The sequence below is a fragment of the Sphingomonas sp. VDB2 genome (assembly GCF_047946695.1).
GTDB classification, from domain to species: domain Bacteria; phylum Pseudomonadota; class Alphaproteobacteria; order Sphingomonadales; family Sphingomonadaceae; genus Sphingobium; species Sphingobium bisphenolicum.
In genome coordinates, this window is record NZ_CP159617.1 from 60,229 (window position 1) to 85,503 (window position 25,275).

Sequence of the window (25,275 nt, forward strand, 5' to 3'; positions counted from 1 at the left end):
ACCGCCGCGTCGTCGTGGTCGACGAAGGGCATATGCGGCGGGCGATATCGTCATGTCGCTCGATCAGATCAGCGTCGCGATGGGCCATGCGGCGATCGCCGCGACCGCCCTCCACAATGATCTCCGCAACCGCGACGGGGAGGGCACCGCGTCTTGAAATGGCTGATCGTATTTGACCTCGACGGGACGCTTGCGGAGAGCAAGCGGCCCTTGTCGGCCGAGATTGCGGCGACGCTCGCCCGCCTACTGGCCGTGGTCGATGTCGCGGTGATCTCGGGCGGGGACTGGCCGCAATTCGACCGGCAGGTCGCCTCGCGCTTGCCGGCTGACGCCGCGCGCGAGCGGCTTTGGCTGATGCCGACCACTGGCACGAAGCTCTATCGCTTCGTCGATGGTGCGTGGCGCGCGATCTATGCTGAGCTGTTCGACGCCGCGGAGAAGGCGAGCATTAGCGCAGCCTTCGAACATGCGCTGTCGGAAGCCGGGCTTACCGACGAGCGCATTTGGGGAGAACGGATCGAGGATAGGGGCAGCCAGATTACCTTTTCCGGCCTCGGGCAGGACGCGCCACTGGAAGCAAAAGAGGGATGGGACCCCGATCGCGCGAAGCGGACCGAGATTCAGAAGTCGCTACGGGCGGCGCTGCCCGGCCTTTCGATCAACCTGGGCGGCACCACGTCAATCGATGTCACCCGTGCCGGCGTCGACAAGGGCTATGGGCTGAAGCGCCTGAGCAAGGAAAGCGGCGTGCCGCTGGCGGGCATGCTCTTCCTCGGCGATGCGATTTACCCTGGTGGCAACGACTATCCCGCTGCGGAAATCGGCGTGGATACGGTGAAGGTCCGCGACATTGCCGAAACTGCGGCCGTCGTTTCGGCGATCATTGCCTGCCTGAAGCGCTGAGAGCCGAATTGACAGGGCCGGGAAATCAAAGATTGATAATAATAGTTATGTTAAACTTGGCCAGTTCCGGGGCGATCAGAACGCCAGTTCTGCCTGCCTTGGAACCGCTCGCGGCTGCTCTGGTCGGCCGCCGATGAGACCGCGCGCGCACCCTGCCAGAACATAGACGGCTTGGCGCTGCGCACCGCGATTGTGATGATCAACACAATAGCCCTGATAGTGCCGCTTGAGCAAGCCAGCGCGCACCAGTTCGGATACTGCCCGGCTCACATTCGTTTTTCCCGACGCCCGCACTTGTTCACGGATGGCGTCGTCGACGATTGCCGTCGCCTGATCGACGTTGGCGGGCAATGCGCCTGACATTGCCAGATCGCTGCGTATCCGCTCTTCCAGGGCAACGCGCCGGGGGTCACGCTGCCCCATCGGGGTGAGCGCATCACAAAGCCAGTCACGCAAGGGAATGAGGCCGCCGCCCTTGGCCACTAACGGCCCAGCGCTGCCATCGGATCGGGAAACCTGTGCAATGAGGTTGAGCACCATGAAAGCGTAGCGCGGTCGAGACGAGGACCGCGCAAGCATCTCCAGCAAGCAGGGCATATCCAGTTGCGGGCGGCCGTCGCCAATGATCGGAGCGTGCAACATAACAGGATTGAATCAAGCACATATAGGGGGTGAAGTGAATCCCCTTTGCCGCAGATTTTCATCATTTTGTCGGCTGTGACACTTTGCCCGAAGGTAAAGTGTCACGCGCGCCCTTTCATCATCGCATCGGCCGGCTCGTGTTAAAGACGACCTGTGCTTTTCTTGCGGGGAGTTGGGTGCTGGAGGCAGCCGGTCTTGTTTTTCAATGGCTTCGCCGAGCGGTGACTGGACGAAGCCGCAAGCAAAATGCGAATCGTTCGCACTATGAGCAGTCTCGAAGATGCCGGCCGCTTGGGCGATATCACCGCATTCGAAGCAGAATGCCGGCAGGCGACAACGCTCGATCAGCTCAAATCCTTGCTTGATGCGATTGTGCGCCAGTTCGGGTTCCGTTGGTTCGCATTGGTGCACAATGTCGACTTGAAGCGGACCACCCGCAAAGCCCTGCTGATAACCACCTATCCGGTGCGTTGGATCGAGGAAATCCTGGAGTCACGTCTCTATCTTGAGGATCCGGTTCACGCCGCTTGCGTCAAAACCGTCTCCGGGCTCACCTGGGATCAGATCGGCGATTATATCGCGCCCAATGCTCGCCAGCGGTCGATCCTTGAACGGGGTCGCGCACATGGACTGGCATCTGGGTTCACCATGCCGATCAGGATGCACGACGAGCCCAACGCGATGTTCACCATAGCGCGTCAGGGCGATGACAATATTTCAAGCCCGGACCTTCTCTCCGCCCGATTGATTGGCACCGTTGCGTTCGACCAGGCTCGAACCCTTCTCGGTCCAGATGAACTGGCGAACGTGCCGATAGCGCTCAGCCCGCGCCAGATCGACTGCATTGATCTGGTGGCACAGGGCAAGAGCGACTGGGAGATCGGACAGATACTGGGGTTGAGCCGCGATACTGTTCATGAATATGTCGAAGGTGCGCGCCGGCGATACGGCGTGCGTCGTCGCACCCAACTCGTGCTTCGCGCCGTGCGAGACGGACATCTGAACATCGACGCGCTCGTCTAGTAGCGCCGCCTCTCACAATAGCGAGCAGCACTTCAGGTCGTTTTGACTTGAGGCTCCTAGGGTCGTTGGCCATCAACGCCGACTTCCATTTCTACGCCCTTGCCATCCTTTGTTCGTCCGCTCCCCCCTTGTGGGGGGATTGCCCGAAAATGCCGCGCCGGGTTCAAAAGAGAGGTGATTTTCAACGGAGAGTGGTCGGCGCATTTTTAATGCAGCGGCGCTGAAAAGCGGAGAAATCAGATGCAGCGCCTGCGCTTTGCCCTCGCCGTGCCGTTCGTGGTGATGTCCGCCCTGACGGTTCCGGCGCGAGCCAACGACCTTGGCTGCCAGGTTCTGCTTTGCCTCTCAAATCCGGGCGGTGCGACGCAATATGGCGCGTGCATCCCCCCGATGACCAAGCTTTGGCAAAAGCTGGCGACCGGCGGCTCCTTTCCCGGCTGTAGCGGCGGCGGTGTCGCGAAGACGAGAGTTTACGACCGCGACTCCGCCACCCGCCGCCGTGTCGTGATGACGTTTGCCGATGGGCGGCAACAAACCTTTTCACTGGCCAATATCGAGCGCCTGACGCCGGTTCCGGACTCAGCCGAAATGGGATTACAATGATCCTGCAACTGGCCAGTGTCGTCGCCCTCGCGCAACAATGCGCGCCTTCGGTCGCGCCGGAAACACTGGTCTCCGTCGTGCATGCCGAAAGCAAGTTCGACACGTTGGCCATCGGCGTTAACGCCCGCGGCGTCCGACCCGAAATACCCGCGACGCCTGCCGCCGCCGCCCGGATCGCCCGGTCGTTGATCGCCAAGGGCTATAATATCGACCTCGGCCTCGGGCAGATCAATAGCGCCAATCTTCGATGGCTAGGCCTCTCGGTCGAGGACACATTCGATCCCTGTCGCAATCTCGCCGCCGCAGCGCGGGTCCTGTCGAGCAACTTCCTTGACGCGGCGCGCACCCAGGGTTCGTCCGATCGCGCGATCTCCGTTGCTCTTTCGATGTACAATACCGGAAGCAAGGCCCGTGGCTTCGGCAACGGCTATGTGGCGAGAGTCTATGCGAGCTCTGCGGTCATCATTCCCGCGATCAGGGGATTAGCGCCAACCGTCGCAGGCTCGGTCAAGCCCGTCCTTCCAAGACCCGCATCCGAAACGCCAATCCAGGAGCCTCGCATTGTGCAGGCGGCGGCGAAAGCACCGCGGTCCTGGGACATCACCGCGCGCGCCCAAACCGCCTCGATGATGGTGTTTGGCGACGGGACACCGCCATCGAGAGAAGGACCGACCGAATGACAATTTCCGCTTCGACCGTAACGACCTGGCTCCCGCCACGTCGTCGCGCTTTCGTCCAGACGCTGGCGCTGATCGTCGCCGCAATGCTGGTTTCGATGCTGCTGAGTGACCCCGCGCATGCCCAAGCTGCCGATGGCGTCACGTCGATGGCCGAGAATATCAAGACCTGGCTGACCGGGACATTTGCCAAGACGATCGCGGTAATCGCGGTCGTCATCGTCGGCTTCATGTTCTTCACGGGCCGTGCCAGCCTGGGTCTCCTTGTGACGGTCATCGTCGGTATCTTCATCGTGTTCAGCGCGCAGTGGATCGTCGATACCATCACCGGCGGCGCGTGAGTGCGCCCCGATGGACGACGAAAAGCTTAGGGAAGAAACGCTCTTCTTGGCCGTGACCCGACCAACGATGTGGTTGGGCGTACCGATCGAGGCGTCGCTGCCGATCGCGCTGGCAGCGTGCCTGACCCTTATCATCACCGGCAACCCGCTCTACGCTTTCGCATTGGCCGGTGCGTTTCTGGCGATTGCTCGACTTATTGTCCGGCACGACGCCAACGCATTTCGCCTGTTGTGGCTGTGGACGACGACCAAGGCGCGCTGCCGCAATCGCGGCTGGTGGGGCGGCAGCTCCTACTCTCCCCTGCCGATCGACGGGGCGAAGCGCCCAGGCTTCGCACGTGGCTAGCCGGGCCAGCGCATTGAGCGGAGCGACAGCCCGCACGCCATGGCGGATCCTCAAACAAGAGGCCGACCCGGCGCGTTACCTGCCCTATGCGCGCCATATCGACGAGAACGTCATCGCGCTCGACGGGCGCGACCTCATGATGATGTTCAAGCTCGAAGGCATGGCGTTCGAAACCGCCGACCCTGTCCATCTCAACGACTGGCACGAGAAGCTCAACGGTACGCTGCGCAATATTGCCGACGACCGCCTCGCGATCTGGACCCACATCGTTCGCCGGCCGATCACGGACTATCCCGAAGGCGAGTTCCGCTCGGCTTTTGCGGCCGACCTCGATGCAAAATATCGTGCGCGCGTCACCGCCAAGCGGATGTTTGTCAACGAACTGTACCTCACCCTGATCATGCGCCCGTCCGTGGGATCGGCCGACCGCACCGGCGTGCTGCTTCGCCGTCTGGCGTCGGCACGCAAGGAAGGGACCGAGGTGGACGAGGATGAGCTCGCGCGCTTCGAGGATAAGGCGCGCGATATCGAGAAGCTCCTCGCACGCTGCCGGCCTCGGCGTCTGCACCTCTACGAGCATAACGGCCTGATGTTCTCCCAACCGCTCGAGGTGCTCGAGCTGGTAATGATGGGCCGCGCCGGCAGGGTGCCGCTGGTCCGCGGGCATCTCGGTTCCGCCATCTATGGGGAACGCGTGATCTTCGGCCGCGAGACGGTCGAGGTGCGCGCGCATGATACGAGCCGCTTCGTTGGTCTGTTCGGCATCCGCGAATATCCGGCCATGACGCGACCCGGCCAGATGAACGCGCTGCTCAGCCAGGATTTCGCGTTCGTCGTCACACAGTCCTTTGCGTTCATGGGCAAGGCGCGGGCCTCCGAGCGCTTGCGACGGCGTCAGAACCAGATGGCATCGACCGAGGATGCCGCTGCAAGCCAGGCGCTTGAACTGGCCGACGCGGCCGACGATCTGCAGAGCAATCGCTTTGTCCTGGGCGAACATCATTTCTCGCTCGCGGTCTTCGGTGAAAACCAGAAGCGATTGGCCGAAAATCTCTCGACCGCTCGGGCCGCGCTCGCCGACGCGGGTCTGGTGGCCGCGCGGGAGGGTCCGGCGCTGGAGGCTGCCTTCTGGTCGCAGCTTCCGGGCAACTTCGCGTGGCGTGCGCGGCCGGCGGCGATCACGTCACGCAATTTTGCCGCGCTCTCGCCGTTCCACACTTTCCCCGCCGGCAAGGCGGAGGGCAACCATTGGGGCGCTGCGATCGCGTTGATGAAGACCGCGGCTCAGTCCCCTTTCTATTTCAACTTCCATGTGAACGATCTTGGCCACACGCTGATTATCGGCCCGTCGGGCGGCGGCAAGACGGTCGTCCAGAATTTCCTGATGGCGCAGCTCGAGAAAACCGGCGCGCAGCAGATCTTCATCGACAAGGACCGAGGCGCCGAGATCTACGTGCGGTCATCGGGTGGCACGTATCTGGCGCTGCGTAACGGCGTGCCGACCGGCTTCGCTCCGCTCCGCGCGCTCGAGCAGACTCCGGGCAACATCGTCTTCCTCGGCAGGCTGATCCGACATCTGGTGACCCCCTTGGGTGTCCAGCTCGGCGTCACGCAGGAGCGGATGATCGACGAGGGCATCCTCTCGATCGGGCGCCTTCCCCCGGAGGAACGGTCCATCCTCGCGCTTCGTCAATTGCTCGGACAGCGCGATCCGGAAGGGATTGGCGCGCGGCTTGAGAAATGGTCACGAGGCGGAGCGCTTGGCTGGGTGTTCGACAATGACCGGGACGAGTTGACCCTCGAGGCCCGGTTCATCGGTTTCGACATGACGGATTTCCTCGACAATCCCGAGATCCGCACGCCGCTGATGATGTACATGTTCCACCGGATCGATGCCCTGCTCGATGGCCGTCGCCTCGTGATCGACATCGACGAGTTCTGGAAAGCGCTGGGCGATGATGCCTTCCGCGCTTTCGCGCAGGATGGCCTGAAAACCTACCGGAAGCAGAATGCCTTTCTGGTCTTCGGCACGCAAAGCCCGGCCGACGCGCTGCGCTCGGACATCTCGCATAGCATCATGGAGCAGGTCGCCACCAAGATCCTCTTGCCCAACCCGCATGGCCGGGAGGTCGATTATATCGATGGGCTTGGCCTCACCCGCGCCGAGTTCAAACTCATCAGAAACGATCTGATCCCCGAAAGCCGCCGCTTTCTGGTCAAGCAGGGTCACGATTCCATCGTCGTGGAACTCGATCTCGGCGGGCTGTCCGACGAGCTGGCCATCCTCTCGGGCACAACGGAGACCGTGGGAATCCTCGATCAGGTTCGCCGCGAACATGGCGACGATCCCAGCGACTGGCTGCCCGTCTTTCACGAGCGCCGCCGTGCCACCACCAGAAGGAAAGGATGAGGTCATGAAAGCATTACGAGCGCTCGCGATTGTCAGCGGACTGGCAATGTCCATGCCGGCATTCGCGCAAGGCATCCCGGTCTATGATTCCAGCACCTTCCTGCAGACGCTCTCGACGGTGAAGAACACCCTGTCGATGATCGAACAGGGAAAGCAGCAGATTTCGCAGGCAACCGAGCTCTACAACAGCGTCAACAAGCTGACGAACGTTAATCAGATTGCCTCGTCCCTGAACACCGATGCCGTTCGCCACCTGCTCCCAAGCGAAGCGCGCGACATCCAGCGGCTGATGTCGTCCGACATTTCCGGCTTGGGGAGCCTGGGTTCGTCTGCCGCTCGCATTCGTAGCAGCAACCGCATTGAACTGCCGGAGCTTCGGGTCGGTGCTACCGCGTTCGAACGGTCGAACCGGGATTCCATCTCTAAAAATGGCGAAATGGCAGCCCGAGACGCTGCGATCGCCGAAGCGGCGTACGGAGTCACCGCCCAGCGGACCACCGGTCTCGAAGAGCTTCGCTCCTCCCTCGATAGCGCATCGGACGCGAAAGAGGTCATGGATATTCAGGCCCGGATTGGCGTCGAGAATGCGCACATCCAGAACGACGCGGTCCAGCTCCAGGCGCTTCAGATGCGGCAGGCCGCCGAGGCGAGGCTGCGTTCGCAGCGAGATGACGAAACCGGCCTCGCCAAGCTTCAGCAGAGCCTGAGTAGTCGGCCGTGAAGGGGAGCGTGGCGATTCTGCCCGTTCTGACGGCCATGCTCCTCAGTGGTTGCGGACAGCCGGTCGGCAAGGCGGACCTGAAGTCCGATCCCAAGCTGCGCGCTGAAATCCTCGCCGCGTGCGCCGACGGCTCCCACACCAATGCTCAGGAGTGCAGCAACGCAAAAGACGTGGAGAACGCTGACAAGCTCGAGCGTTCGCTGGGTCATAAATAAGCGGGGAATTGGCCATGGCGTCCACACTCTTCGCGGATATCTACACCAACATTGACGGTAAGCTCGATCTCTTCCTGAATGAGCGTCTCACCAACGTCATTGATGTCGTGCGGGGACCGCTGGCGCTTGGTCTAGTCATCTACATCGCCCTGTTCGGCTACATGGTGATGCGCGGAATCGTCAGCGAGCCCTGGGGCGAGCTCGTCTACCGGATGGTGAAGCTGTGCCTGCTCTATGTCGCGGCTACTACGGTCGCTTATTCCGAGTGGATCACGGACCCGCTTTTCCACGGGATGCCGGATGCCATCTCCCAAGCGCTTGCGGGCAAGACCATCACCAGCGTTGGAGCGGTTTTTGACGATTATTTCGGCCAGGTCGATTCCATCGTTCTCATCATCAGGACCGAGGCCGCGACCTATCTGGACATCAACCCGTGGAAGCTCGTCCTGCTTACGCTGGCAGTCGCGATTTACGGATTGGCAGGTCTCTCCGCGGCAATCGGATTTGCGATAACCGTGTTCGCGAAAGTGGCGCTTGCTGTCGTGATCGCGCTCGGGCCGATTTTCATCGCACTGTCGCTGTTCGAAACCACGCGGCGCTTCTTCTACGGTTGGCTCGGACAAGTGTTTAACTACATCGTCCTGATGGCGGTGATCATCGCCATCACCGCGCTCATCACCGATCTCGGCGCCACCGCGCTTACAGCGGCCCAAGGGACGCCGGACGTTACGATCGGCGCGGTCTTGTTCGCAGTCTACATCTTCCTCGGCACAATCTTCTTTTTCCAGGCCCCCTCGATCGCGACCGGCATTGCCGGGGGCGCGTCCGCCGGCATCGGCGCTTTCGCCGGCTCTGCGTGGGGGTCCATGGCGGCACCGTTCCAGCAACGCCGTATCGCTCGCAACAGTCGCAATCTCGAACGGGCCGCTCAGCGCGGCGGTTCGGTCAGCCGCGCATGAGGAAGGAACACCCAATGACGAGGCCGTCCACGATAGTCCGTGCGCTCCGACGATCGGCAGTCGTCATCGCCCTGCTCCCGACGCTCACCCAAGGGGCTTCCGGGCCGAAGAAGCTGCCCGTCTGCAATGGCAAGCACCTGCGCGACGTCAACATCTACGGAAGCGTTCTGCCGGGCTCGCCGATCCCCGCCGTGGTGGCGCCCCCTGCCCCACCACCCGTGCCGCAGATCAAGCAACCAGCTGATCGCGGCACACCGCCCCCGCCCGTCCCCCTGTCCGAGAAGACATCGGCGCGAGCAGCTCCCAGCACCTATGGAAGTTGCTGATCATGCGGAATCAGACCGAAGGCGTGCCGGCCAAGGACGCCGAACTCTATTTCGGCCATGCCCGATCCTGGGATCAGGACCGTCAGCGCAAATCGTTGCGGTCCGAACGCATCGCCTGGGTGGTGGCCGGCCTGGGCCTGCTCGCCGCGACTGCGGAGGGTTTCGCACTCGCGGGCCTTGCGCCGCTGAAGACTGTCATGCCGTACATCATTCGGGTCAACCAGACGACGGGCGCCGTTGACGTGCAGACCACCGTTACCCAGAAGCCGATGCGCTATGACGAGGCGGTCACGAAATTCTTCCTCGCGCAATATGTTCGGACCCGGGAAAGCTGGTTGCCGGCGGCGGCCGAAGAGAATTTCCGGGCCGTCACTATCCTGTCCGAACCAGGCGAGCAGCAACGCTGGGGCCGGTTTTTCAGCTCGAACAACGCCGCGAGTCCACAGGTCGTGTGGGGCAAGGGTGCGGTCGTGCAGGCCCGCGTGCGCAATATCGCCTTCATCAACGATCGTGTTGCCAACGTCCGCTTCACGCGGACAGTGCAGACCGACACCGATACGCAGAGCAGCGACTGGATCGCTACCGTCACCTTCCGGTACACGAACGCGCCGATGGCGGAGGGCGACCGCTATCGCAACCCATTGGGGTTCCAGGTCGAGAATTACCGCGCGGACCCCGAGGTGGTGCGGTGAACCGCCTTCTTCCCATAGCGGGCCTTCTCGCCATTGTAGCGACACCCGCGCTGGCGGAGGACACGCCGCGCGGCGGGCCGGCGGATTCACGCGTCAAGTTCGTCGAATATCAGGAGACCCAGGTCTACCGGATCGTCGGCACATTCCGGACGGCGACCCAGGTCGTGCTCGGCGCCGACGAGACGATCGAACATGTCGCGCTCGGCGACACCGTCTCCTGGGAAGTGGCGGTTGCCGGTCACATTCTGTTCCTGAAACCCCGTGAGCGGGCGGGACCGACGAACCTTATCGTCACGACCAATCGCGGGGGTGAGCTGCGCAACTACGCCTTCGAACTGACGGCGCGCCGAGGACCGATCGGCAGCGGGAGCCGCGATACATTCTTCCAGGTTCGGTTTCGCTACCCGCGCGATGAAGCTGATCGTGCCGCTCGCATGCGCGCGACGCAAGAAGCACAGCGCGTCGCAGCATTGCAGGCGAGCGCCGTTCGGGGAGCCCTTGACCACGGCGTCATCGATGGACCGCGCAATCTGAACTACAAGGTCCAGGGTGCGAGCGATCTTCAACCGTCGGAGATCTCCGACAACGGCCAGTTCACGGTCCTGCGTTTTCCCGGCAACCACGAAATCCCGGCGATTTATCTCGTGCGCCCGGACGGCTCGGAGACGTTGGTCCCATTCGATGTCCGGGACGAGTTCGTAGTCGTCCACGCCGTGGCGGCTCAACTGCGGCTGCGCCGGAACCGGGAGGTGCTGTGCATCTATAATCTCGCGCCGACACCTTACGGCGTCGATCACGGCACCAACACAGCGTCGCCGCATGTCGAACGCACCATACAAGACCCGAAGGAGTGAGCGCGATGGACGAGTCTGCGGCCGAGGCCCCTCGTCGCCCGCAAGGCGATCCAACACCCGAACGCGACGAAATCATCCGCGAGCGCGGCATCGATCCGATCGGTGGGATGACACCGGCAAAGCGGAATACCGCCCTGATTTTCGCGGGAACGGCGATGGTTCTCGGCATCTTGTGGGTCAACTCGGGGCCAAGCGCCAACAATGCCGGCAGCCTGATGGGCAAACCAGAGTCGATGGCCAAACGCCCAGATCTGGCAGCGCGCGAGACCGTCGCGTATGACGCCGTCGCGGCGAAACCCAAGCCGCTTGGTGCGCTCGCCGTAGATCCCAATGCACCCGTCATCAATCCTCCGGGTGGCACGCAGGTCGTTGGCCCTGACGGACAGATCGTTCCTGCCATGCAACCGGGCGCAGCGCCGGCGGGCGCGCCGCAGAATACGCGCCAGAACCTGGCCGACCAGGCACGACGATCGACATTGATCGCCTATGGAGGGCGCGATGCGCTACAGCCATCGGCGGGTGGAAGTGGCGCAGGTAGCGGCACTGCCAGTCCGGACGCCGCCGCCGATGGTGCAAACGATACGGCCGCCCGCGGCGCACCCAATGCGCTCGACGCGCTTCGACAGAGTTCGGCGGTCGGCGAGGCACGGGCCTCGATGCTGCCCAACCGCAATTATCTCGTCACCGCCGGCACGCTGATCCCGTGCATCCTCCAGACAGCGATGAATTCGGCGCAGCCCGGTTACACCTCGTGCCTGATTCCGCGCGACGTCTATTCGGAGAATGGCCGTGTCGTGCTCATGGAGAAGGGCACCAAAGTCCTCGGCGAATATCATGGCGGCATCCAGCAAGGGCAGAACCGCCTGTTCGTGTTGTGGACACGGGCCGTCACGCCGCAGGGCGTGCGCATCGACCTGGCTTCGCCGGGGTCGGACGCCCTTGGCCGCGCCGGCATCGCCGGGTCCGTGGACACCTTCTTCTGGGCGCGCTTCGGTAGCGCGTTGCTGCTCTCGCTGGTCGACGACGCCGCTTATATCGCCGGTCAGTCCGTTTCGGGTGGCAGCAACAACTTCAATAACACGACCCGGACCCCGAGCGAGGGGGCGAGCATCGCACTCCAGAATAGCATCAATATCCGACCGGTGCTGAAGAAGAACCAGGGCGAGGAGGTCGGGATCTTCGTGGCCAAGGACTTCAACTTCGCCGACGTCTACAATCTCGAGCTTCGGCGCTGAGGATGAGCGATACCGCCGTCCTGCGCCATTATCTCGCGCCGATCCTGCCGCTGCTGGAGCCGGTCGAGGTCACCGAGCTGGTGATCAACAAGCCCGGCGAAGTTGGTATCGAGGATCATCGCGGTTGGCATTGGCATAGCGTCGCCGAACTCGACAGCGACTGGCTGGCGACGCTGGCCGTCGCGGCCGCAAGCTTCACCCGGCAGGACGTTAATGCCGAGACCCCGATCTGCTCGACCATCCTGCCGGGCGGAGAGCGGTGCCAGATCGTCATACCTTCGGTGACGCCGAGCGGCGCACCATCCTTCACGGTGCGTAAGCCGTCCCGGGTCAACCTCGCGATCGATCAGCTCGCGCAGACCGGCCTGTTCAAGGGAACCCGTTCAGCGGCGCTTGGGCTTGGCGAGGTCGATGCCCAATTGGTTGCGCAGCGCGACGCCGGCGACTGGCCAGCCTTCTTTAGGACCGCCGTTGCGGCCCGCAAGAACATCCTGGTGAGCGGCGCGACCGGCTCGGGCAAGACCACCTTCGCCAAGGCGCTGATCCAGTTGATCCCGCCCGACGAGCGGCTGCTCACGATCGAGGATACGCGCGAGCTCGTCGTCGAGCATCGCAATGTCGTGCATATGGTCTATTCGAGCGAGCGACAGGGCTTGGCAAAGGTCGGCCCCAAGCAGCTGCTCGAAAGTGCGCTGCGCATGCGGCCCGATCGCATCCTCCTGCAGGAGCTGCGCGACGGCACTGCCTTTTTCTATCTGCGCAACGTGAACTCGGGCCACCCTGGCTCGATCACGACCGTCCATGCCGGTTCAGCGATGGGCGCTTTCGAGCAGCTCACCTTGCTGGTGAAGGAGTCCGAAGGCGGGCGCGATCTGGCCCGCGACGATATCCGTGGACTGCTGCACATGCTGGTCGACGTCGTCGTCCAGACCCGCAAGCGCGCCGGAAAATTCGAAGTCGAGGAGGTGTATTTTGACCCGCCTGTCGGACGCGCGACCGCTCACTAAGGTCGCGATCGTCGCGGGGATGCTCGCGGCAACCTTCTTGGCATGTGCCTTGTGCGCGGTGCTGGTCGCACTGGTCGGCCTCAACCAGATCGGCCCGCGCATGCAGATCTCGGCGATACCCGCATGGCTCTGGTATTACCGCGACGATCCGCTTCTGCATCTGTGGCTGGAGCGCGGTGCGTTCGTCAGCGGCGCCATCGCTTTCGTCATCCTGCTCATCGTCCTGAAACGAGGACGCACGCTTCATGGCGAGGCGCGGTTCGCGCGTGAACGCGAAATTCGGCGCGAACATCTGCGCAGCAACAGTGGGATCATCGTCGGGCAGAAAGGCGGGCGCTATCTCGTTTTCGGCGGCACCGAACATGTCTTGCTCGAGGCGCCGACGCGCGCCGGAAAGGGCGTCGGCGTGGTGATCCCCAATCTTCTGAGTTGGGCGGACTCGGTGGTGGTGCTCGATGTGAAGCGCGAGAATTGGGACATCACCGCTGGTTTTCGCGCGCGCCATGGCCAGTCGGTCTATCTGTTCGATCCGCTCGATCCCGAAGGGCGAAGCGCCCGCTACAATCCCTTGAGTTTCATCGACCGGCTCGACGACACCGATGTGATCAATGAGCTCCAGAAGATCGGCGGCATGCTATTTCCGGCCCCGGAAAAGGCTGATCCGTTCTGGGCGGAAGCGGCGCGCGCCGCCTTTGTCGGCGTCGGCGCCCTTGTCGCGGCCAATCCCGCCCTCCCCTTCACGATTGGCGAAATCTATCGGCGACTGACGACGGGCGACCCGAAGGTCGAACTTCCGAAGGTCGTCGAAGAGGCCCAGCGCCGCGGCCAGCGGCTGAGCCAGGCCTGTGTCTCGGCGCTGAGCGACTTCACCTCCGCGTCCGACAACACATTTTCCGGCATCAAGCAGACGATCACCTCGAAGCTCAATCTCTGGCTCAACCCCTATGTCGATGCCGCGACGTCGGAGACCGATTTCGATCTGCGCCAGATCCGCCGCGAGCGGATATCGATCTATCTTGGCGTGTCGCCCGACAATATCGACCGGATCGCGCCCGTCTATAACCTCTTCCTCCAACAGCTGATCGATCTCAATACGCGGGAACTGCCTGAAAATGGTGGCCGCGTGCCGGTGCTCATTTTGCTCGATGAGTTCGCCCGCCTCGGCAAGGCACCGGTCATCGCGTCGGCTTTTTCCTACGTTGCAGGCTACGGGCTTCGCCTGTTGCCAGTGATCCAGAGCCGGTCCCAGCCCCGCGGTATCTATGGCGTGGACGTCACCGACGAGATCATCGCCAACTGCGGTCTGGAGATCGTTTTCACACCCAAGGAGCTGAAGGTCGCCAACGAACTGTCCGAGCGGCTCGGTTTTTTCACGATGAACGTCAAATCGAAGAGCCGGACGATCCATGGCCTGCTCGCCAACCGCAGCGTGTCGGAATCGGACCAGCGGCGCGCGCTGATGATGCCCCAGGAACTGATGCAGATGCCCAAGGGAGACCTACTGCTGATGCGCGGTGGCATTCCGCCGGTCAGGGGCCGCAAGATCGAGTATTTCCGCTCGAAGCGCTTCACGAGCCGCATCAGTGACCCGCCCAAGGTCGCGCCCCGCCCGATCGCGATCAACGCCGTGTCGTCCGCCGCCAAATTGGCAGGCGGGGCGAGCAGCAGTGATCCGTTAGCGCAGGCCCTTAGCGCGAAGCGGGCTGCTCTGTTGAACGACGATCCAGAGACTGCGGCAACGGAGCAGGCACAACCCAGCGCGCGCGCGTTGACCGATGACGAACTGTCGGGCTTTGCCGAAATCACCGATGACATGTTGGTGCTCGGCGACATGGTGGATCTGCCACCCCCCGGCGACGAACAAGCCGCTATCGCCTTTGTCACGGCGATGACGGCCCGGGCCGTTCTTGAGCCCGTGGGCGCCGGCGCCCAATCTCCAGCATTTGTGACCGAGAGGCATGACCATGGCAGAGAGTGATCGCAAGCAATCGGGTACGGCGCGGACTATTGCCAACAGCGTTGGCATTGACGCCGCCGAACGGGGCAAGGCGCAGGCGCCTGGGTCGGCTCCGCCGGAAAAGTCCTCGCCTGGGGGAGCGAAGGATGGTCCCACTGAATCGCCTGATCGTGTCCGCGCCGCTGGTGCGTCGCGAAGCGCCCCCAAGGTGCATTCCCTCGAGGCGGGCGATGTGCCGGACAGCGTGCGGAAGCGCTATTATGCCGACAAGGCGAAATGGTCGGGCGAACCCGCCTTTTTCACGACGGCGCAAGCGAAGGATCCCGCGTTTCGCGATCAGGGCCGGCGCCTGGTCACGGCGACGGAGAGCCAGGAAGTCGTCAAGGATCTGGTGGCGATCGCACAACACCGCAATTGGGATCGGATTCACGTCACGGGATCGGAAGAATTTCGGCGATCGGTCTGGATCGAGGCCAGTCAAAAGGGGCTCGAGGTACGTGGTTACAAACCCAACGATCGCGATCTCCAGGAGCTCGACCGGCTCCGCGGGGAGACGAGCCGAAATTCGATTGCGCCCATGGCAGCAGCCCGTGATCTCGATGCTGTCCGCGAGTCATCCGGGACGAGTCGGCAGAGCGATGGCAATGGTTTGGAACGACCGGATGCCCGGCGCGGCGATCGTGGCAACACGCCGAATGATCGTGCGGCCGATAGTCAGATGCGCGTGATGGAAGCGGTGATCCGACGGACATTGTTCGACAATCCCGAAGCGGTCGCGCGGGTGATGACAGTCGCCCGCACGCAGCTCGATGCGCATATTGCGGCGGGACGGAACATCCGGCCGGCAATGGTCAAGGATGCCTCCACCAACGTCAGGCAGGATATCGTCCGCGGCCGTGACCCCGCCACTCCCCCCATCCCTCGTCCAGGTCGCGAGCCCAAGCCCCAGGAACGCAGCCGGTCTCGGTGACCGGGGATCGATCGGCTCCTGGTTTAAGAACCGCCACGTTTGTTCGCCTGTGCCGAGCATGTATCATGATTGCTAAACTGCGAGCGGCCCAACCCCAATCCTGTCGGATGTATACTGTCTGCGCGGAGCGTCCCACAAAGCGCGACAATCTTGCCAGGAAATATAATCACCGTTATATCGAACGCGCCATACATCGCCCAGAGAGGCTCAAATTGCGCGAAGGATATAATCTCAAGACGCTTGGACCTCGTGCCGCTCAGCTGATCGTCGAACTGAACGAGCGCCGTCAGCCGATTTTTTCGCTCGCGGACGTCACCGAGATCACAGGTCTGAGCCCATCATCGGCACGCAGCCTCGTCGCGAATACCGAAGCGCGCGGGATCGTCACACGCCTAAAGCCCGGGCTCTACAATCTGGTGCCATTCGAGCGGGGCCGCGACACCGAGCATGTGAGCGATCCTTACCTCATCGCAAGAACGCTGGTTGGCGACGCGGACTACTTCATCTCCCACGGCAGCGCCCTCGAGCTGCACCGCATGGTCACCCAACCGCAGTTGGCGATCATCGTCTCCTGCGCCAAACGGCTGCGCCCGCAGCACATCCATGGGTATGAATTCCGCTTCGTCGACGTCAAACCGCAGGATTTCTTCGGTCTGACCGAGATCTGGATCACATCCGAAGAGCAGGTCAGGGTCAGCGACCCCGAGCGGACCATCATCGATGGTCTCGACCATCCGCAATATGTCGGTGGTGTCACGGAGGTTGCCAAGGGACTCTGGATGAAGCGCGACACGCTGCGGGTAGAACTGATGATCGAATACGCGCTTCGCCTCGGCGTTGGCGCGGTGATCCGCCGCCTGGGCTATCTGCTGGAATTATACGAACTGGCCGACGCAGCCACATTGGAGCCGCTGCGCGCGCAGCTGACGCCGACCTATCAGCGCCTCGATCCCCTGTTTCCCAATGAGGGCAGAATGCTGGCCCGATGGCGCATCCGACTCAACGTCGAGCCCGACGAACTCGATATAATCCGGAGCAGTTGATGATTCCCCAGCGCGATCTCTCCCGTATCGCCAACGGCCTTCTCAAGCCTCGCGGCCGCCGCGTGCCCGAGGCGGTGATCGAACGCGACTATTGCCTGGCCTGGTTCCTGACCGGTCTGGCCCAGCATCCTTTGCGCGAATTTCTCGCCTTCAAGGGCGGGACCGCCTTGCGCCGCTGCTGGTTCGAGAATTACCGCTTCTCCGAGGATCTCGATTTTTCGCTGATCAAGCCGATCGAGCTGGACGCGATCCTCTCAGGCCTGAACGAGATCTTCGCCATCGTCGAGACGGCTTCGGGGATCAACATGGCCTATGATCGGCCGGACCGGCATGGCCATCAGAACACGCACACCTTCTATCTGAGCTACAAAGGCCCCCTACCCGCGCGCAGCGACGTGAAAGTCGATATCACGATCAATGAGGTGTTCTGCTTTCCGCTGGCCGAACGCCCGATCCTGCGGACTTTCGAGGAATTTGCCGACCTGCCTGAAGGCCCGACGGTGCTCGCCTATAGCCTGGCAGAGATTTTCGTCGAAAAGCTAGCGGCTCTGTCGGACAGGGCGCGCACCGAGCCGCGCGATCTCTATGACCTTTGGAATTTGCTCGAGGAGCGTGACATCCGACCAGCGGAATATCTCGCCGAGTTCGCCCAGAAGCTCGCCCTTCGAGAACGCACGCCCCATGGCGTGACCGCCGCGATCGCCGCGAAAGAGAAGCGTCTGAGTACCCTCTGGACTGGACGATTACAGCAGCAGATGAGCGATCTGCCGCCATTCGAAGGCGTGTTTCGCGATGTTATGCGCGTTCTGCGCGAAGCCGACCTGCCGGAGTAGAGTGCGCCGTTCACCGCCCCGACGATGGGCGTAAATTAATAGATTTGCTTGCTGATTCTGCCAAAGGTTATGGTGGTCAAGTTCGGGGGATGAGTTGGACGACACGCAACGCTTTGCCTATGGGCTCAAGTTCGAGAACGCCTTTCTGCGCGAGCGCGGCAAGGCGTTCGAGACCCTGTTCGCCCGTATCATGGCGCATGCCTTTCCGGGCGATTTCCAACCCGTCCGTCCTTACGGTCCGAAAGGCGACCTGAAATGCGATGGCTTCCGGGCCAGCGATGGCACCGTGTTTCAATGCTATGCGCCCGATGCAATGAAACTCGAACCCCTCCTTGCCAAGGTCGATGAAGATTTCGCAGGCGCGCTCGTCCATTGGACGACAAAAATGCTGCGGTGGGAGTTTGTCCATAACGACAGTCGCGGCCTCCCGGCCGAGGCCGTCAAGAAACTCGCCGCGCTCAACGCCGCGAATCCGAACGTCGATTTGGCCGTCTGCGGCGAAGCGGAATTGCGGCTGATCGCCATGTCGCTCGCGCTCCACCAGCTCGAAGATCTCTTTGGCGCCGTTCCATCGGGCCGTGTGCTGGAGAAGCTCGATTTCGAGGCGTTGCGGCCGGTGCTGCTGGCAATTCAACGGCAGGAGCCGGACGCGGAACCATCGCTGGTGGCGCCATCGGCGGCAAAGCTCGAACGCAATGCCCTCTCCCAGGACGCAGCCGGGCTGCTGCGGCAGGGCCGCCGCCGGGAGCAGTTGGTCGAAGCCTTTTTTGCAGGCTGGCCTGATCCCGACCTCGGCGAAGAGATCGCACAAGCGTTCCGGGTGCGCTATCAGGCCCTGAAGGCGGTCGGGCTATCACCGGACGATATCTTCGGCGAGCTTCAAGCTTTCGCGGGGGGTATGACGGGAGAACCAGCGCGCCAGGGCGCGGTGCTGGCTGTGCTTTCCTACTTTTTTGAACGTTGTGACATCTTTGAGGACGCGATTCGAATCGACGCGATATGATTCTACCGACCAAACATATCCGGCCCGATCGGGCGCTCCTGGCGGTTGGTGCCGACGTGCTCGGCTGCCTGCGCGAGCCGATGACCGTCTCCCGTCTCTGGGATGAGATACGCATTTCTCGCAGCGATCGGGCGGTGTCGGCACCGATCAATTATGACTGGTTCGTGCTGGCGCTCGACCTGCTGTTTATCGTGAAGGCCGTGCAGTTCGATCGTGGTCTGGTCCAGAAGACCGTTTCATGATCCACGGCCTTTCCAGCGACCTTCCGAGCTTCAAGAGCTTGGCCTTCCGGCCCGGGCTGAACATCCTGCTCGCTGACAAGAGCGATGGGGCGACCGATCGGCAGTCCCGCAATGGCGCCGGCAAAACCAGCCTTGTCGAGCTGATCCACTTCCTGTTCGGCGCCAATGCCGACAAGGACAGCATTTTCCGCTCCGATGAACTGGCGGGCTTCAGCTTCGAGGCCCGCGTCGATATCGGACCGACGCTCGTCGATGTCGCGCGATCCGGCACCAAGCCATCCCGCATCCGATTGCAGGGCGACACATCCGATTGGCCGATCGCCCCGTCTCTCGAAGCCAAGACCGGCGATCTGGTCATCAGCAACGAAAATTGGCGCGCTGCATTGGGCGCGCTGCTTTTCCGCCTGAACCCGGATGTGGACGACGAAGCAAACGGCCGCTTTCGGCCGAGCTTTCGATCTCTATTCTCCTATTTCGTGCGGCGGCAGAATAGCGGCGGGTTCGTGTCGCCCACACAGCAATCCTCAATGCAGCAGGCTTGGGATCAGCAGGTAGCGATCAGTTATCTCCTGGGCCTCGACGCGAGCGTGCCGCAACAGTTTCAGGAGGTCCGCACGCGAGAGCGCGCGATGGCGGAGTTGCGCAAGGCGGCAAAGGACGGCAGTCTCGGCCGTTATTTCGGCACGGCGGCTGATCTCCGGACCCGCATGACGATCGCCGAAGCCCGTGCCAGAAGGATGCGCGAGCAACTCGACACCTTCAATGTCGTTCCCGAATACTCGGGAATGGAGCAGGAGGCCTCGCAGATCACGCGAGAGATTTCGACACTCAGCGACGACAATACCGCTGATCGGGAACTGATCCTACAGCTGCGCGCGGCGATCGACAGCGAGCTTCCGCCGGCGACGACCAGCCTGGACCGCCTCTATCGCGAAGCCGGTGTCGTACTGCCGGGATCGGTCGGTCGCCGCTTCGAGGAAGTGGAAGAGTTTCACCAGGCGATTGTGCAAAATCGGCGATCGCATCTGACGTCCGAGGTACAGGCCGCGGAAGATCGTATCCGCACGCGCGATCGTGCACGCGAAACCCTCGATGGCCGGCGTCGGCAGCTGATGGGCATCCTCCAATCCGGCGGCGCGTTGGAACATTACGCAGCGCTCCAGCAGGAAGCCGGTCGCGCGGAGGCGGACGCCGAGGGACTGAGACAACGCCTCATGACGGCGGAACAGATCGAAAGCACGAAAGCCGAACTCGACATTGAGCGCGCCCGGCTCCTGAAGACGCTTCAGGACGATCATCACGAGCGCCAGAGCATCATCGAAGAAGCGATCCTCGTGTTCGAGGATCTGTCCAACGCGCTTTACGAGAAAGCCGGGAGTCTGACGGTCAGCGCCACGCCCAACGGTCCCCAGGTCGATATTCGTATCGATGCCCAGCGCAGCAAGGGCATCACCAACATGCAGATATTCTGCTTCGATCTCATGCTGGCCGAACTCACCGCCCGCCGGGGCATGGGGCCGGGTTTCCTGGTTCACGACAGTCATCTGTTTGACGGGGTCGACGAACGGCAGGTGGCCAAAGCGTTGCAGCTCGGCGCCGATCATGCTGCCGCGGTCGGATTCCAATACATCGTCACGATGAATTCGGATGCTTTGCCGAAGGACGGCTTTCGTGACGGCTTTGATGTTAGTGCCTATGTCCTCGACACCAAGCTGACCGACGCAACCGAAACCGGCGGGCTATTCGGACTGCGCTTTAACTGAAGTACGCCCCTACCCCAACTTATCCACGTCCTTAGCGCTCGCGATCAGGGGGCTTGCGTTTGTCTTTGTCCGACTCAGCCGAGGGCAAAGCATCTGATTTACGGCTGCGGCTGTCCGCTGCCGCCGAACTCCGATCGGCAATCATGATCTCCCTCGCCCGCTCCAATCGCCGAGACACCGCCGCCGGCATATCAGCCACGAACCCTGCGATATCCTCGGCCAGCGCGCGATCCTCGTCCTTCCCGGTTGCCGCCAGCGCTGCCGCGGCCTCTGCGTAAGCCCCCCGGATCTGCTTCTGGCGGCCGAGCGCCAGCACGTCCTCCACCCGACGCTCCGGATTCTGTGACCGTGCGAACGCCTGCGCCCGCTCCTCGATCAGCCGGTTGAGATCCAAATCCCTCCCCTGCCCCGCTGTCCTTGCCTCCAGATGGTGTGCCGGCGATCGCACCCGCTTCTGAACATGGCCCCGCGCACGGCGCGGCGTCGCTTCGGCGGCGATACCGCGCTGGCGCAATTCATGGGCGAAGCTTTCGCGCCAATGATGAAGGTCGGCCTTGCGCGGATTGAACCGCGCCCCGTCCGCGCCCTGGGTCGCGACGGTCAGATGAACATGAGGGTGAGCAGTGTCGGTGTGGAGCGCCACCATATAGCTGAACTGCCCCTCGAACTCGACGCGCGCGAACGCCTGGACGGCATCATGGATCGTTGCGGCATCGGTCGTACCGCCGGGCATCGACAACACCATCGACATCGAGGTCGGTCGCTCTTTGCCAAAAGCGTTCATCGCCTGATCGAGCATGTCCCAATCGGCCGCGATCGCCTTCAGGCGCTTTTCGTCGGTGATGATCTCGCCTTCGCTGCTGCGAACCTCGAGCTTCCCGTGCCGCGATATATAGCCAAAATGTTCGGCGAGGTGCGTGGCCCCACGCTGCTTGCCCGAGATCTTGACCATGACTTCGGGCGCCTTGCGCACGATCCGCTCAAGCTTGGCGCGCGCCTCGGCCGGCGACAACATCGGCGCAGCGGCGCTTCCGCCCCTGCCCTTGCCGCCCGAGCGGATCCGCAGCGTCCCCCCGCGCAGGCTGCGCTTGCCCCCGGTCGGCGGTCGCCAGGCTTCCATCAGACTGGGGAGCGGCAGGACGCCATCATCATCCTCAGTCATCGGGCGTATCCCAATAGGTCAGGTCACCTTTGAGCGCGCGGCCAAGCGCGCGCAGCTGGTCGGCCACCTCGTCGCGGAAGGAGGCGACGCGCGCGGCCTCGCGCCCCAGGTCGAGCCGCGAATCCACCATGGTCGCGGCATGAAGGGCATGGACCGCCTGGTTGAGATTGATGCCGATCCGGTTGAGCTCGCGCCAGGACTGCGCGATCTGTACCCGGTCGGCGCGCGGTGGAAGCGGATGTGAATGAAGCCGCCGACGCAACAGCATCACGAGCCATTCGGTCCGTTTTAGCCCGCGCTCATCGGCGGCCGCATCCAGCCTCTCAATATCCTCGCGCATGAGCCGAAGCTGCAGCCGGTCAGTCGTGCGGGTCCGAGGCGAAGCCGTCTCGCTCGACCTGTCCCCGGCGTTCTCAAGCGCATCGTCGATCAGCTTGCGCAGGAGCGCTGAGCGACCGCCGGCGGCAGTCGCCCTAGCATCGAAGCGCGCCGCGAGATCATCGGGCAGACGGAGACCAAAAAACGCCACACCCCATTGCTATTGTTTAACAATGACGGCGCCAAGCCTATCCGGCCCTCACCTAAAACCACTCGTCTTATAGTCTGCTCAAGCAGACTCCGCCCGTCCTCAAGCCAGGTATCTCATCCAATCTGACATCGCAAAAGAGCAGAATATTTCCGAGCGGTCCAATCCGCCCGATCCGCGAAAATGAAGACAGCCGCGCCCCTGAAGAAGGGGCGCGGCTGTCAAAATTGTCTGAAAAGCTCGATCGTTTCCACGCGGAGTGAGGGGTGAATGAGTGAGCGCCCGTCCCGCCCCGCCGATGGCTTACCCCATAACGATATCGGCAACGGGCGCTTCGATCTCCTCGCCGTCGTCGAACACCACCCGGACCCGCTCGGGCAGGATCAAACGTCCTGTCCGCCCGTCCAGGGTCACCCGAACCGCATCGAGGGGCCGGGGCGGCAAAGACACCTCTGCGCCGAACATCGACCGCAGGCCAGCACCGGCACGCACCGACCTTCTTGGCAAAGCGCGCTCGGTGCCCTGCCCATTCGACAGGGCAGGCACGTCACTTAACCCGGTATCAGGCGGAGCCTCGGATGCCTTGAGCCCTGCGATGAACCGGCCGCCCTCGGCCAGGGTCACGCTCTCATCACCGAGCCGCTCGACATAGGCGCGCACCGCGTCGCCATGGGTTCGGGCAGCCCGGTGGAGGTCGTAGAGCAGCCGGATCGGCATCTGGTCGATCGCTGCCCGCAGCCAGGGCGCCATGTCGGCACAGGCGGCATACAGCGACACGAACTGTTTCGAGCGGCCGAGCGCGCGGGCGATCTCCGCCTGGGTGACGCCGGCGGCCAGCATCCGTTCGATGCCGGTCGCAAGATCATGCGGGGTCAGGCCCGCGCGCTGGTCATTCTCGACGATCTGATCGGCGAGCGTGTCGGCCCGGTTCACCACCGCCATCACGATCGCCGGAATAGTCTCGCGCCCCGCAAGGCGCGATGCCCGAAAGCGCCGCTCGCCGACGCGGATGACGTGAAGCCCGTCCCCATTTTTCGGGGCGACGATGATCGGCTGCAGGACGCCGCGCGCTGCAATCGAAGCGGCAAGATCCTTGAGCTCGGTCTCGTCGAACACGCGGCGCGGGTTTTCGGGGTCGGCGATGATCCAGTCCAGCGGCAGATCCTCGACGCGCCGCGCGCTGTCGTGGAGACCGACAAGCAGCCCGAACTCTTCGGCGCGCTGATCGAACTTGCCCATCACGCCGCACTCAGGCGACGGTCATCCATCCGGCGAACGATCTCGGCCAGGATCGGTCGGATTTCGTCAGCAGCCGCTCTCGTGCCGCTGCCCGTTTCGCGCCAGACCGGATGATGCTGCTCGGCCGAATGCTTGTAGGTCGGCCGCGCCTTGATGAAGGCAGGAAACATCAGTTTCTCGCCAACGGCGCGGGCGAGCTTGACCGCATTGTCCATTTCGCGCCGGTCGAACGGATTGACCATCGAGGGCAACAGCCCGAGAAAATCGACCTTACGCCCGCCTCTCGCCCCTTCCGCTTTTTTGAGCGCGGTGAGCAGCATCTTGGCGCACTCGATCGAATCCTCGGCGACCTGGACCGGCGCGATCACCGCGTCGGCCACCGCCATCGCGCTCAAGGTGAGCTCATCCCATTTGGGACCGGTGTCGATGACGATATGATCGAAATGGGCACCAAGTGCGGGAAACCGGCCGAGGAAGTCGCGGACATCCGCGGCTGCCTTAACCATCTGCAGGCGCGGATCAGCGGCGAAAACCGTGATGCCTGGCGCATCGCTCAGGTCGAGCCGCGCCTCGGGATCGAACAGGTCCGCTGCGAACCACCCGGTCCGCTCGCTGGCGAGCCGGCGCGTGGAACTGCCCTGCGGATCAAGGTCGAGAAACGCGACCCGGTTGCCGGCTTGCTCGGCAAGATACCAGGCAAGGTGCGTTGCGAGAAAGGTCTTGCCGACCCCGCCCTTGAGGAGGCTGACGACGATCGTTCGCATCGGCGCCGCGCCGTCAGGATTCATAGTCTTTGGGGCCATCGCGCAGGTTGCGCTCATAATGCTCGCGCGACGACCAGTCGCCGCCCCCGCCGATGCCGGGTCCGACGTAACGGAACAGGTAAACGGTGATGACGAAGCAGGCGAATGCGAACAGCAACGCATGGTCTGGATGACGCGAAAAATAGTCGGCCACGGCGGGTCTCCTTGGCATGTTGCAGGGAAACCGATCGGCCCCCTCACCGCGCAGCAAAACGCGGCCGCTCTCGCCGCGCAGCCTCCCCTCTCGTGCCGGGAAGCAAGATCCGATGGGACGTCTGGGCGGCACCGGCGATAGTCTGCTCAAGCAGACTTTTCGGCCATCCCCCCAGTCAGGGGGATGGCCGGTGTCACCATCGCTCGGTGAGACATTTTGCGCAATCCGGCGGCCATGCCGACGGGCTCGGTTGGCGCGACGCGGTCAGCGCTCGCGGCTGACGCCCTGGTCAGTCGGCAGGCTCACGCAACCGCCACTGGTGGACCAGGGCGACGATCTTGTCCTCATAGCCGAGCTGGTCGGGATAGATCGCGCCGTGATGACCGCCCAGATAGACGAACACGGCGGCCATGTCGGCCGCAACGGCGTGGTCGACGCCGAACAGGTCGGCAAGATCGAACCCTCCATTGTCCTGCGCATTCCACCAGGCGAGCAGGAAGTTGGCGGCGCGGCGCGCTTGCCCCGTGTCCGAGGCGGCCAGATCGAAAAGCCGGTCGAGGGCTTGGATGACAGGCTCGCTCATCTGCGAATCCTTTCGGTAAAGGGTGGCCCCGACAGGGTCGGGG

General features: G+C 62.9%; 28 protein-coding genes and 1 pseudogene. 22 read left to right on the top strand and 7 right to left on the bottom strand.

Annotation, left to right across the window (positions count from 1 at the left end):
• Positions 1-31: 31 nt before the first annotated feature.
• Positions 32-157 (top strand): annotated as a pseudogene (locus ABT375_RS22540) (NAD(P)/FAD-dependent oxidoreductase); the annotation flags it as partial.
• Positions 154-903: an HAD-IIB family hydrolase gene (locus ABT375_RS22545; protein WP_416465922.1), complete on the top strand. Its 750-nt coding sequence runs from the start codon at positions 154-156 to the stop codon at positions 901-903. The pseudogene ABT375_RS22540 and the gene ABT375_RS22545, both read left to right, overlap by 4 nt.
• 75 nt (positions 904-978) lie before the next feature.
• Here the strand turns inward: ABT375_RS22545 and ABT375_RS22550 are convergent, their stop codons facing one another.
• The gene (locus ABT375_RS22550; protein ID WP_416465924.1) at positions 979-1,545 is read right to left on the bottom strand and encodes a hypothetical protein; all 567 of its coding nucleotides are present in this window, start codon (positions 1,543-1,545) and stop codon (positions 979-981) included.
• Positions 1,546-1,809: 264 nt separating this feature from the next.
• Between ABT375_RS22550 and ABT375_RS22555 the strand changes: the two genes are divergently transcribed.
• From ABT375_RS22555 to ABT375_RS22650, 20 genes are all read left to right on the top strand, one after another.
• Entirely contained in the window at positions 1,810-2,568 is a 759-nt protein-coding gene (locus ABT375_RS22555; RefSeq protein WP_416465926.1) for an autoinducer binding domain-containing protein, read from the top strand.
• A gap of 240 nt (positions 2,569-2,808) precedes the next feature.
• Positions 2,809-3,171: a hypothetical protein gene (locus ABT375_RS22560; protein ID WP_416465928.1), complete on the top strand. Its 363-nt coding sequence runs from the start codon at positions 2,809-2,811 to the stop codon at positions 3,169-3,171.
• Positions 3,168-3,851, top strand: coding sequence for a lytic transglycosylase domain-containing protein (locus ABT375_RS22565; RefSeq protein WP_416465930.1), 684 nt, complete (start codon positions 3,168-3,170; stop codon positions 3,849-3,851). Before ABT375_RS22560 ends, ABT375_RS22565 begins: the two co-directional genes overlap by 4 nt.
• 83 nt (positions 3,852-3,934) lie before the next feature.
• A complete protein-coding gene (locus ABT375_RS22570; RefSeq protein WP_231377898.1) occupies positions 3,935-4,189 on the top strand; it encodes a TrbC/VirB2 family protein in 255 nt (84 codons plus the stop codon).
• Positions 4,190-4,199: 10 nt separating this feature from the next.
• Positions 4,200-4,535 (top strand): type IV secretion system protein VirB3, encoded by a 336-nt coding sequence (locus ABT375_RS22575; RefSeq protein WP_149524010.1) that lies wholly within the window; start codon positions 4,200-4,202, stop codon positions 4,533-4,535.
• Positions 4,528-6,945, top strand: coding sequence for a VirB4 family type IV secretion/conjugal transfer ATPase (locus ABT375_RS22580; protein WP_416465932.1), 2,418 nt, complete (start codon positions 4,528-4,530; stop codon positions 6,943-6,945). Before ABT375_RS22575 ends, ABT375_RS22580 begins: the two co-directional genes overlap by 8 nt.
• A gap of 4 nt (positions 6,946-6,949) precedes the next feature.
• On the top strand, positions 6,950-7,666 hold the full coding sequence (locus tag ABT375_RS22585; RefSeq protein ID WP_416465934.1) for a type IV secretion system protein: 717 nt from the start codon (positions 6,950-6,952) through the stop codon (positions 7,664-7,666).
• Between the two features lie 8 nt (positions 7,667-7,674).
• Positions 7,675-7,881 (top strand): EexN family lipoprotein, encoded by a 207-nt coding sequence (locus tag ABT375_RS22590; RefSeq protein ID WP_416465936.1) that lies wholly within the window; start codon positions 7,675-7,677, stop codon positions 7,879-7,881.
• Between the two features lie 14 nt (positions 7,882-7,895).
• Complete coding sequence (locus tag ABT375_RS22595; protein WP_416465938.1) at positions 7,896-8,840, top strand: type IV secretion system protein; 945 nt, start codon at positions 7,896-7,898, stop codon at positions 8,838-8,840.
• A gap of 328 nt (positions 8,841-9,168) precedes the next feature.
• Positions 9,169-9,858, top strand: a complete 690-nt coding sequence (locus tag ABT375_RS22600) for a virB8 family protein (protein WP_416465940.1) — start codon at positions 9,169-9,171, stop codon at positions 9,856-9,858.
• Positions 9,855-10,712, top strand: coding sequence for a P-type conjugative transfer protein VirB9 (virB9, locus tag ABT375_RS22605; protein ID WP_416465942.1), 858 nt, complete (start codon positions 9,855-9,857; stop codon positions 10,710-10,712). The genes ABT375_RS22600 and virB9 overlap by 4 nt, the downstream gene beginning before the upstream one ends.
• Positions 10,713-10,717: 5 nt before the next feature.
• Entirely contained in the window at positions 10,718-11,947 is a 1,230-nt protein-coding gene (gene virB10, locus ABT375_RS22610) for a type IV secretion system protein VirB10 (RefSeq protein ID WP_416465943.1), read from the top strand.
• A gap of 2 nt (positions 11,948-11,949) precedes the next feature.
• Entirely contained in the window at positions 11,950-12,954 is a 1,005-nt protein-coding gene (gene virB11 / locus ABT375_RS22615) for a P-type DNA transfer ATPase VirB11 (RefSeq protein ID WP_416465945.1), read from the top strand.
• Between the two features lie 19 nt (positions 12,955-12,973).
• Positions 12,974-14,932 carry a type IV secretory system conjugative DNA transfer family protein gene (locus ABT375_RS22620; RefSeq protein WP_416466068.1) on the top strand — a complete coding sequence of 653 codons (1,959 nt, stop codon included), beginning with the start codon at positions 12,974-12,976 and terminating at the stop codon, positions 14,930-14,932.
• Positions 14,913-15,881 (top strand): LPD7 domain-containing protein, encoded by a 969-nt coding sequence (locus tag ABT375_RS22625; RefSeq protein WP_416465946.1) that lies wholly within the window; start codon positions 14,913-14,915, stop codon positions 15,879-15,881. The genes ABT375_RS22620 and ABT375_RS22625 overlap by 20 nt, the downstream gene beginning before the upstream one ends.
• A gap of 212 nt (positions 15,882-16,093) precedes the next feature.
• Positions 16,094-16,924 carry a type IV toxin-antitoxin system AbiEi family antitoxin domain-containing protein gene (locus ABT375_RS22630; protein WP_416465948.1) on the top strand — a complete coding sequence of 277 codons (831 nt, stop codon included), beginning with the start codon at positions 16,094-16,096 and terminating at the stop codon, positions 16,922-16,924.
• Positions 16,867-17,757, top strand: a complete 891-nt coding sequence (locus ABT375_RS22635; RefSeq protein ID WP_416465950.1) for a nucleotidyl transferase AbiEii/AbiGii toxin family protein — start codon at positions 16,867-16,869, stop codon at positions 17,755-17,757. The genes ABT375_RS22630 and ABT375_RS22635 overlap by 58 nt, the downstream gene beginning before the upstream one ends.
• A gap of 94 nt (positions 17,758-17,851) precedes the next feature.
• Positions 17,852-18,760, top strand: a complete 909-nt coding sequence (locus ABT375_RS22640) for an ABC-three component system protein (RefSeq protein ID WP_416465952.1) — start codon at positions 17,852-17,854, stop codon at positions 18,758-18,760.
• Positions 18,757-19,002 carry an ABC-three component system middle component 6 gene (locus tag ABT375_RS22645; protein ID WP_021243503.1) on the top strand — a complete coding sequence of 82 codons (246 nt, stop codon included), beginning with the start codon at positions 18,757-18,759 and terminating at the stop codon, positions 19,000-19,002. Before ABT375_RS22640 ends, ABT375_RS22645 begins: the two co-directional genes overlap by 4 nt.
• Complete coding sequence (locus ABT375_RS22650) at positions 18,999-20,765, top strand: ABC-three component system protein (RefSeq protein WP_416465954.1); 1,767 nt, start codon at positions 18,999-19,001, stop codon at positions 20,763-20,765. Before ABT375_RS22645 ends, ABT375_RS22650 begins: the two co-directional genes overlap by 4 nt.
• Positions 20,766-20,796: 31 nt before the next feature.
• On the opposite strand, the gene ABT375_RS22655 is transcribed toward ABT375_RS22650, so the two are convergent.
• The 6 genes from ABT375_RS22655 to ABT375_RS22680 all read right to left on the bottom strand — a co-directional run bounded on the left by ABT375_RS22655 (position 20,797) and on the right by ABT375_RS22680 (position 25,232).
• Entirely contained in the window at positions 20,797-21,927 is a 1,131-nt protein-coding gene (locus ABT375_RS22655; RefSeq protein WP_416465956.1) for a relaxase/mobilization nuclease domain-containing protein, read from the bottom strand.
• Positions 21,920-22,267, bottom strand: a complete 348-nt coding sequence (locus ABT375_RS22660) for a hypothetical protein (RefSeq protein ID WP_416465958.1) — start codon at positions 22,265-22,267, stop codon at positions 21,920-21,922. The genes ABT375_RS22655 and ABT375_RS22660 overlap by 8 nt, the downstream gene beginning before the upstream one ends.
• Positions 22,268-22,756: 489 nt before the next feature.
• Positions 22,757-23,692, bottom strand: coding sequence for a ParB/RepB/Spo0J family partition protein (locus tag ABT375_RS22665; RefSeq protein WP_416465960.1), 936 nt, complete (start codon positions 23,690-23,692; stop codon positions 22,757-22,759).
• Positions 23,692-24,456 (bottom strand): ParA family protein, encoded by a 765-nt coding sequence (locus ABT375_RS22670; protein ID WP_416465962.1) that lies wholly within the window; start codon positions 24,454-24,456, stop codon positions 23,692-23,694. The genes ABT375_RS22665 and ABT375_RS22670 overlap by 1 nt, the downstream gene beginning before the upstream one ends.
• 13 nt (positions 24,457-24,469) lie before the next feature.
• Entirely contained in the window at positions 24,470-24,649 is a 180-nt protein-coding gene (locus ABT375_RS22675; RefSeq protein ID WP_416465964.1) for a hypothetical protein, read from the bottom strand.
• A gap of 289 nt (positions 24,650-24,938) precedes the next feature.
• Positions 24,939-25,232 (bottom strand): hypothetical protein, encoded by a 294-nt coding sequence (locus tag ABT375_RS22680; protein ID WP_416465966.1) that lies wholly within the window; start codon positions 25,230-25,232, stop codon positions 24,939-24,941.
• Positions 25,233-25,275 lie beyond the last annotated feature (43 nt).

What these genes read in the sequence shown, in the direction of transcription:
- ABT375_RS22550 (WP_416465924.1), bottom strand. Translation starts at nt 1,545, where the DNA reads ATGTTGCACGCTCCGATCATTGGCGACGGCCGCCCGCAACTGGATATG.
- ABT375_RS22555 (WP_416465926.1), top strand. Translation starts at nt 1,810, where the DNA reads ATGAGCAGTCTCGAAGATGCCGGCCGCTTGGGCGATATCACCGCATTC.
- ABT375_RS22560 (WP_416465928.1), top strand. Translation starts at nt 2,809, where the DNA reads ATGCAGCGCCTGCGCTTTGCCCTCGCCGTGCCGTTCGTGGTGATGTCC.
- ABT375_RS22565 (WP_416465930.1), top strand. Translation starts at nt 3,168, where the DNA reads ATGATCCTGCAACTGGCCAGTGTCGTCGCCCTCGCGCAACAATGCGCG.
- ABT375_RS22570 (WP_231377898.1), top strand. Translation starts at nt 3,935, where the DNA reads ATGCTGGTTTCGATGCTGCTGAGTGACCCCGCGCATGCCCAAGCTGCC.
- ABT375_RS22575 (WP_149524010.1), top strand. Translation starts at nt 4,200, where the DNA reads ATGGACGACGAAAAGCTTAGGGAAGAAACGCTCTTCTTGGCCGTGACC.
- ABT375_RS22585 (WP_416465934.1), top strand. Translation starts at nt 6,950, where the DNA reads ATGAAAGCATTACGAGCGCTCGCGATTGTCAGCGGACTGGCAATGTCC.
- ABT375_RS22595 (WP_416465938.1), top strand. Translation starts at nt 7,896, where the DNA reads ATGGCGTCCACACTCTTCGCGGATATCTACACCAACATTGACGGTAAG.
- ABT375_RS22600 (WP_416465940.1), top strand. Translation starts at nt 9,169, where the DNA reads ATGCGGAATCAGACCGAAGGCGTGCCGGCCAAGGACGCCGAACTCTAT.
- virB10 (WP_416465943.1), top strand. Translation starts at nt 10,718, where the DNA reads ATGGACGAGTCTGCGGCCGAGGCCCCTCGTCGCCCGCAAGGCGATCCA.
- virB11 (WP_416465945.1), top strand. Translation starts at nt 11,950, where the DNA reads ATGAGCGATACCGCCGTCCTGCGCCATTATCTCGCGCCGATCCTGCCG.
- ABT375_RS22620 (WP_416466068.1), top strand. Translation starts at nt 12,974, where the DNA reads ATGCTCGCGGCAACCTTCTTGGCATGTGCCTTGTGCGCGGTGCTGGTC.
- ABT375_RS22625 (WP_416465946.1), top strand. Translation starts at nt 14,913, where the DNA reads ATGACCATGGCAGAGAGTGATCGCAAGCAATCGGGTACGGCGCGGACT.
- ABT375_RS22635 (WP_416465950.1), top strand. Translation starts at nt 16,867, where the DNA reads ATGGCGCATCCGACTCAACGTCGAGCCCGACGAACTCGATATAATCCG.
- ABT375_RS22645 (WP_021243503.1), top strand. Translation starts at nt 18,757, where the DNA reads ATGATTCTACCGACCAAACATATCCGGCCCGATCGGGCGCTCCTGGCG.
- ABT375_RS22650 (WP_416465954.1), top strand. Translation starts at nt 18,999, where the DNA reads ATGATCCACGGCCTTTCCAGCGACCTTCCGAGCTTCAAGAGCTTGGCC.
- ABT375_RS22655 (WP_416465956.1), bottom strand. Translation starts at nt 21,927, where the DNA reads ATGACTGAGGATGATGATGGCGTCCTGCCGCTCCCCAGTCTGATGGAA.
- ABT375_RS22660 (WP_416465958.1), bottom strand. Translation starts at nt 22,267, where the DNA reads ATGCGCGAGGATATTGAGAGGCTGGATGCGGCCGCCGATGAGCGCGGG.
- ABT375_RS22665 (WP_416465960.1), bottom strand. Translation starts at nt 23,692, where the DNA reads ATGGGCAAGTTCGATCAGCGCGCCGAAGAGTTCGGGCTGCTTGTCGGT.
- ABT375_RS22670 (WP_416465962.1), bottom strand. Translation starts at nt 24,456, where the DNA reads ATGCGAACGATCGTCGTCAGCCTCCTCAAGGGCGGGGTCGGCAAGACC.
- ABT375_RS22680 (WP_416465966.1), bottom strand. Translation starts at nt 25,232, where the DNA reads ATGAGCGAGCCTGTCATCCAAGCCCTCGACCGGCTTTTCGATCTGGCC.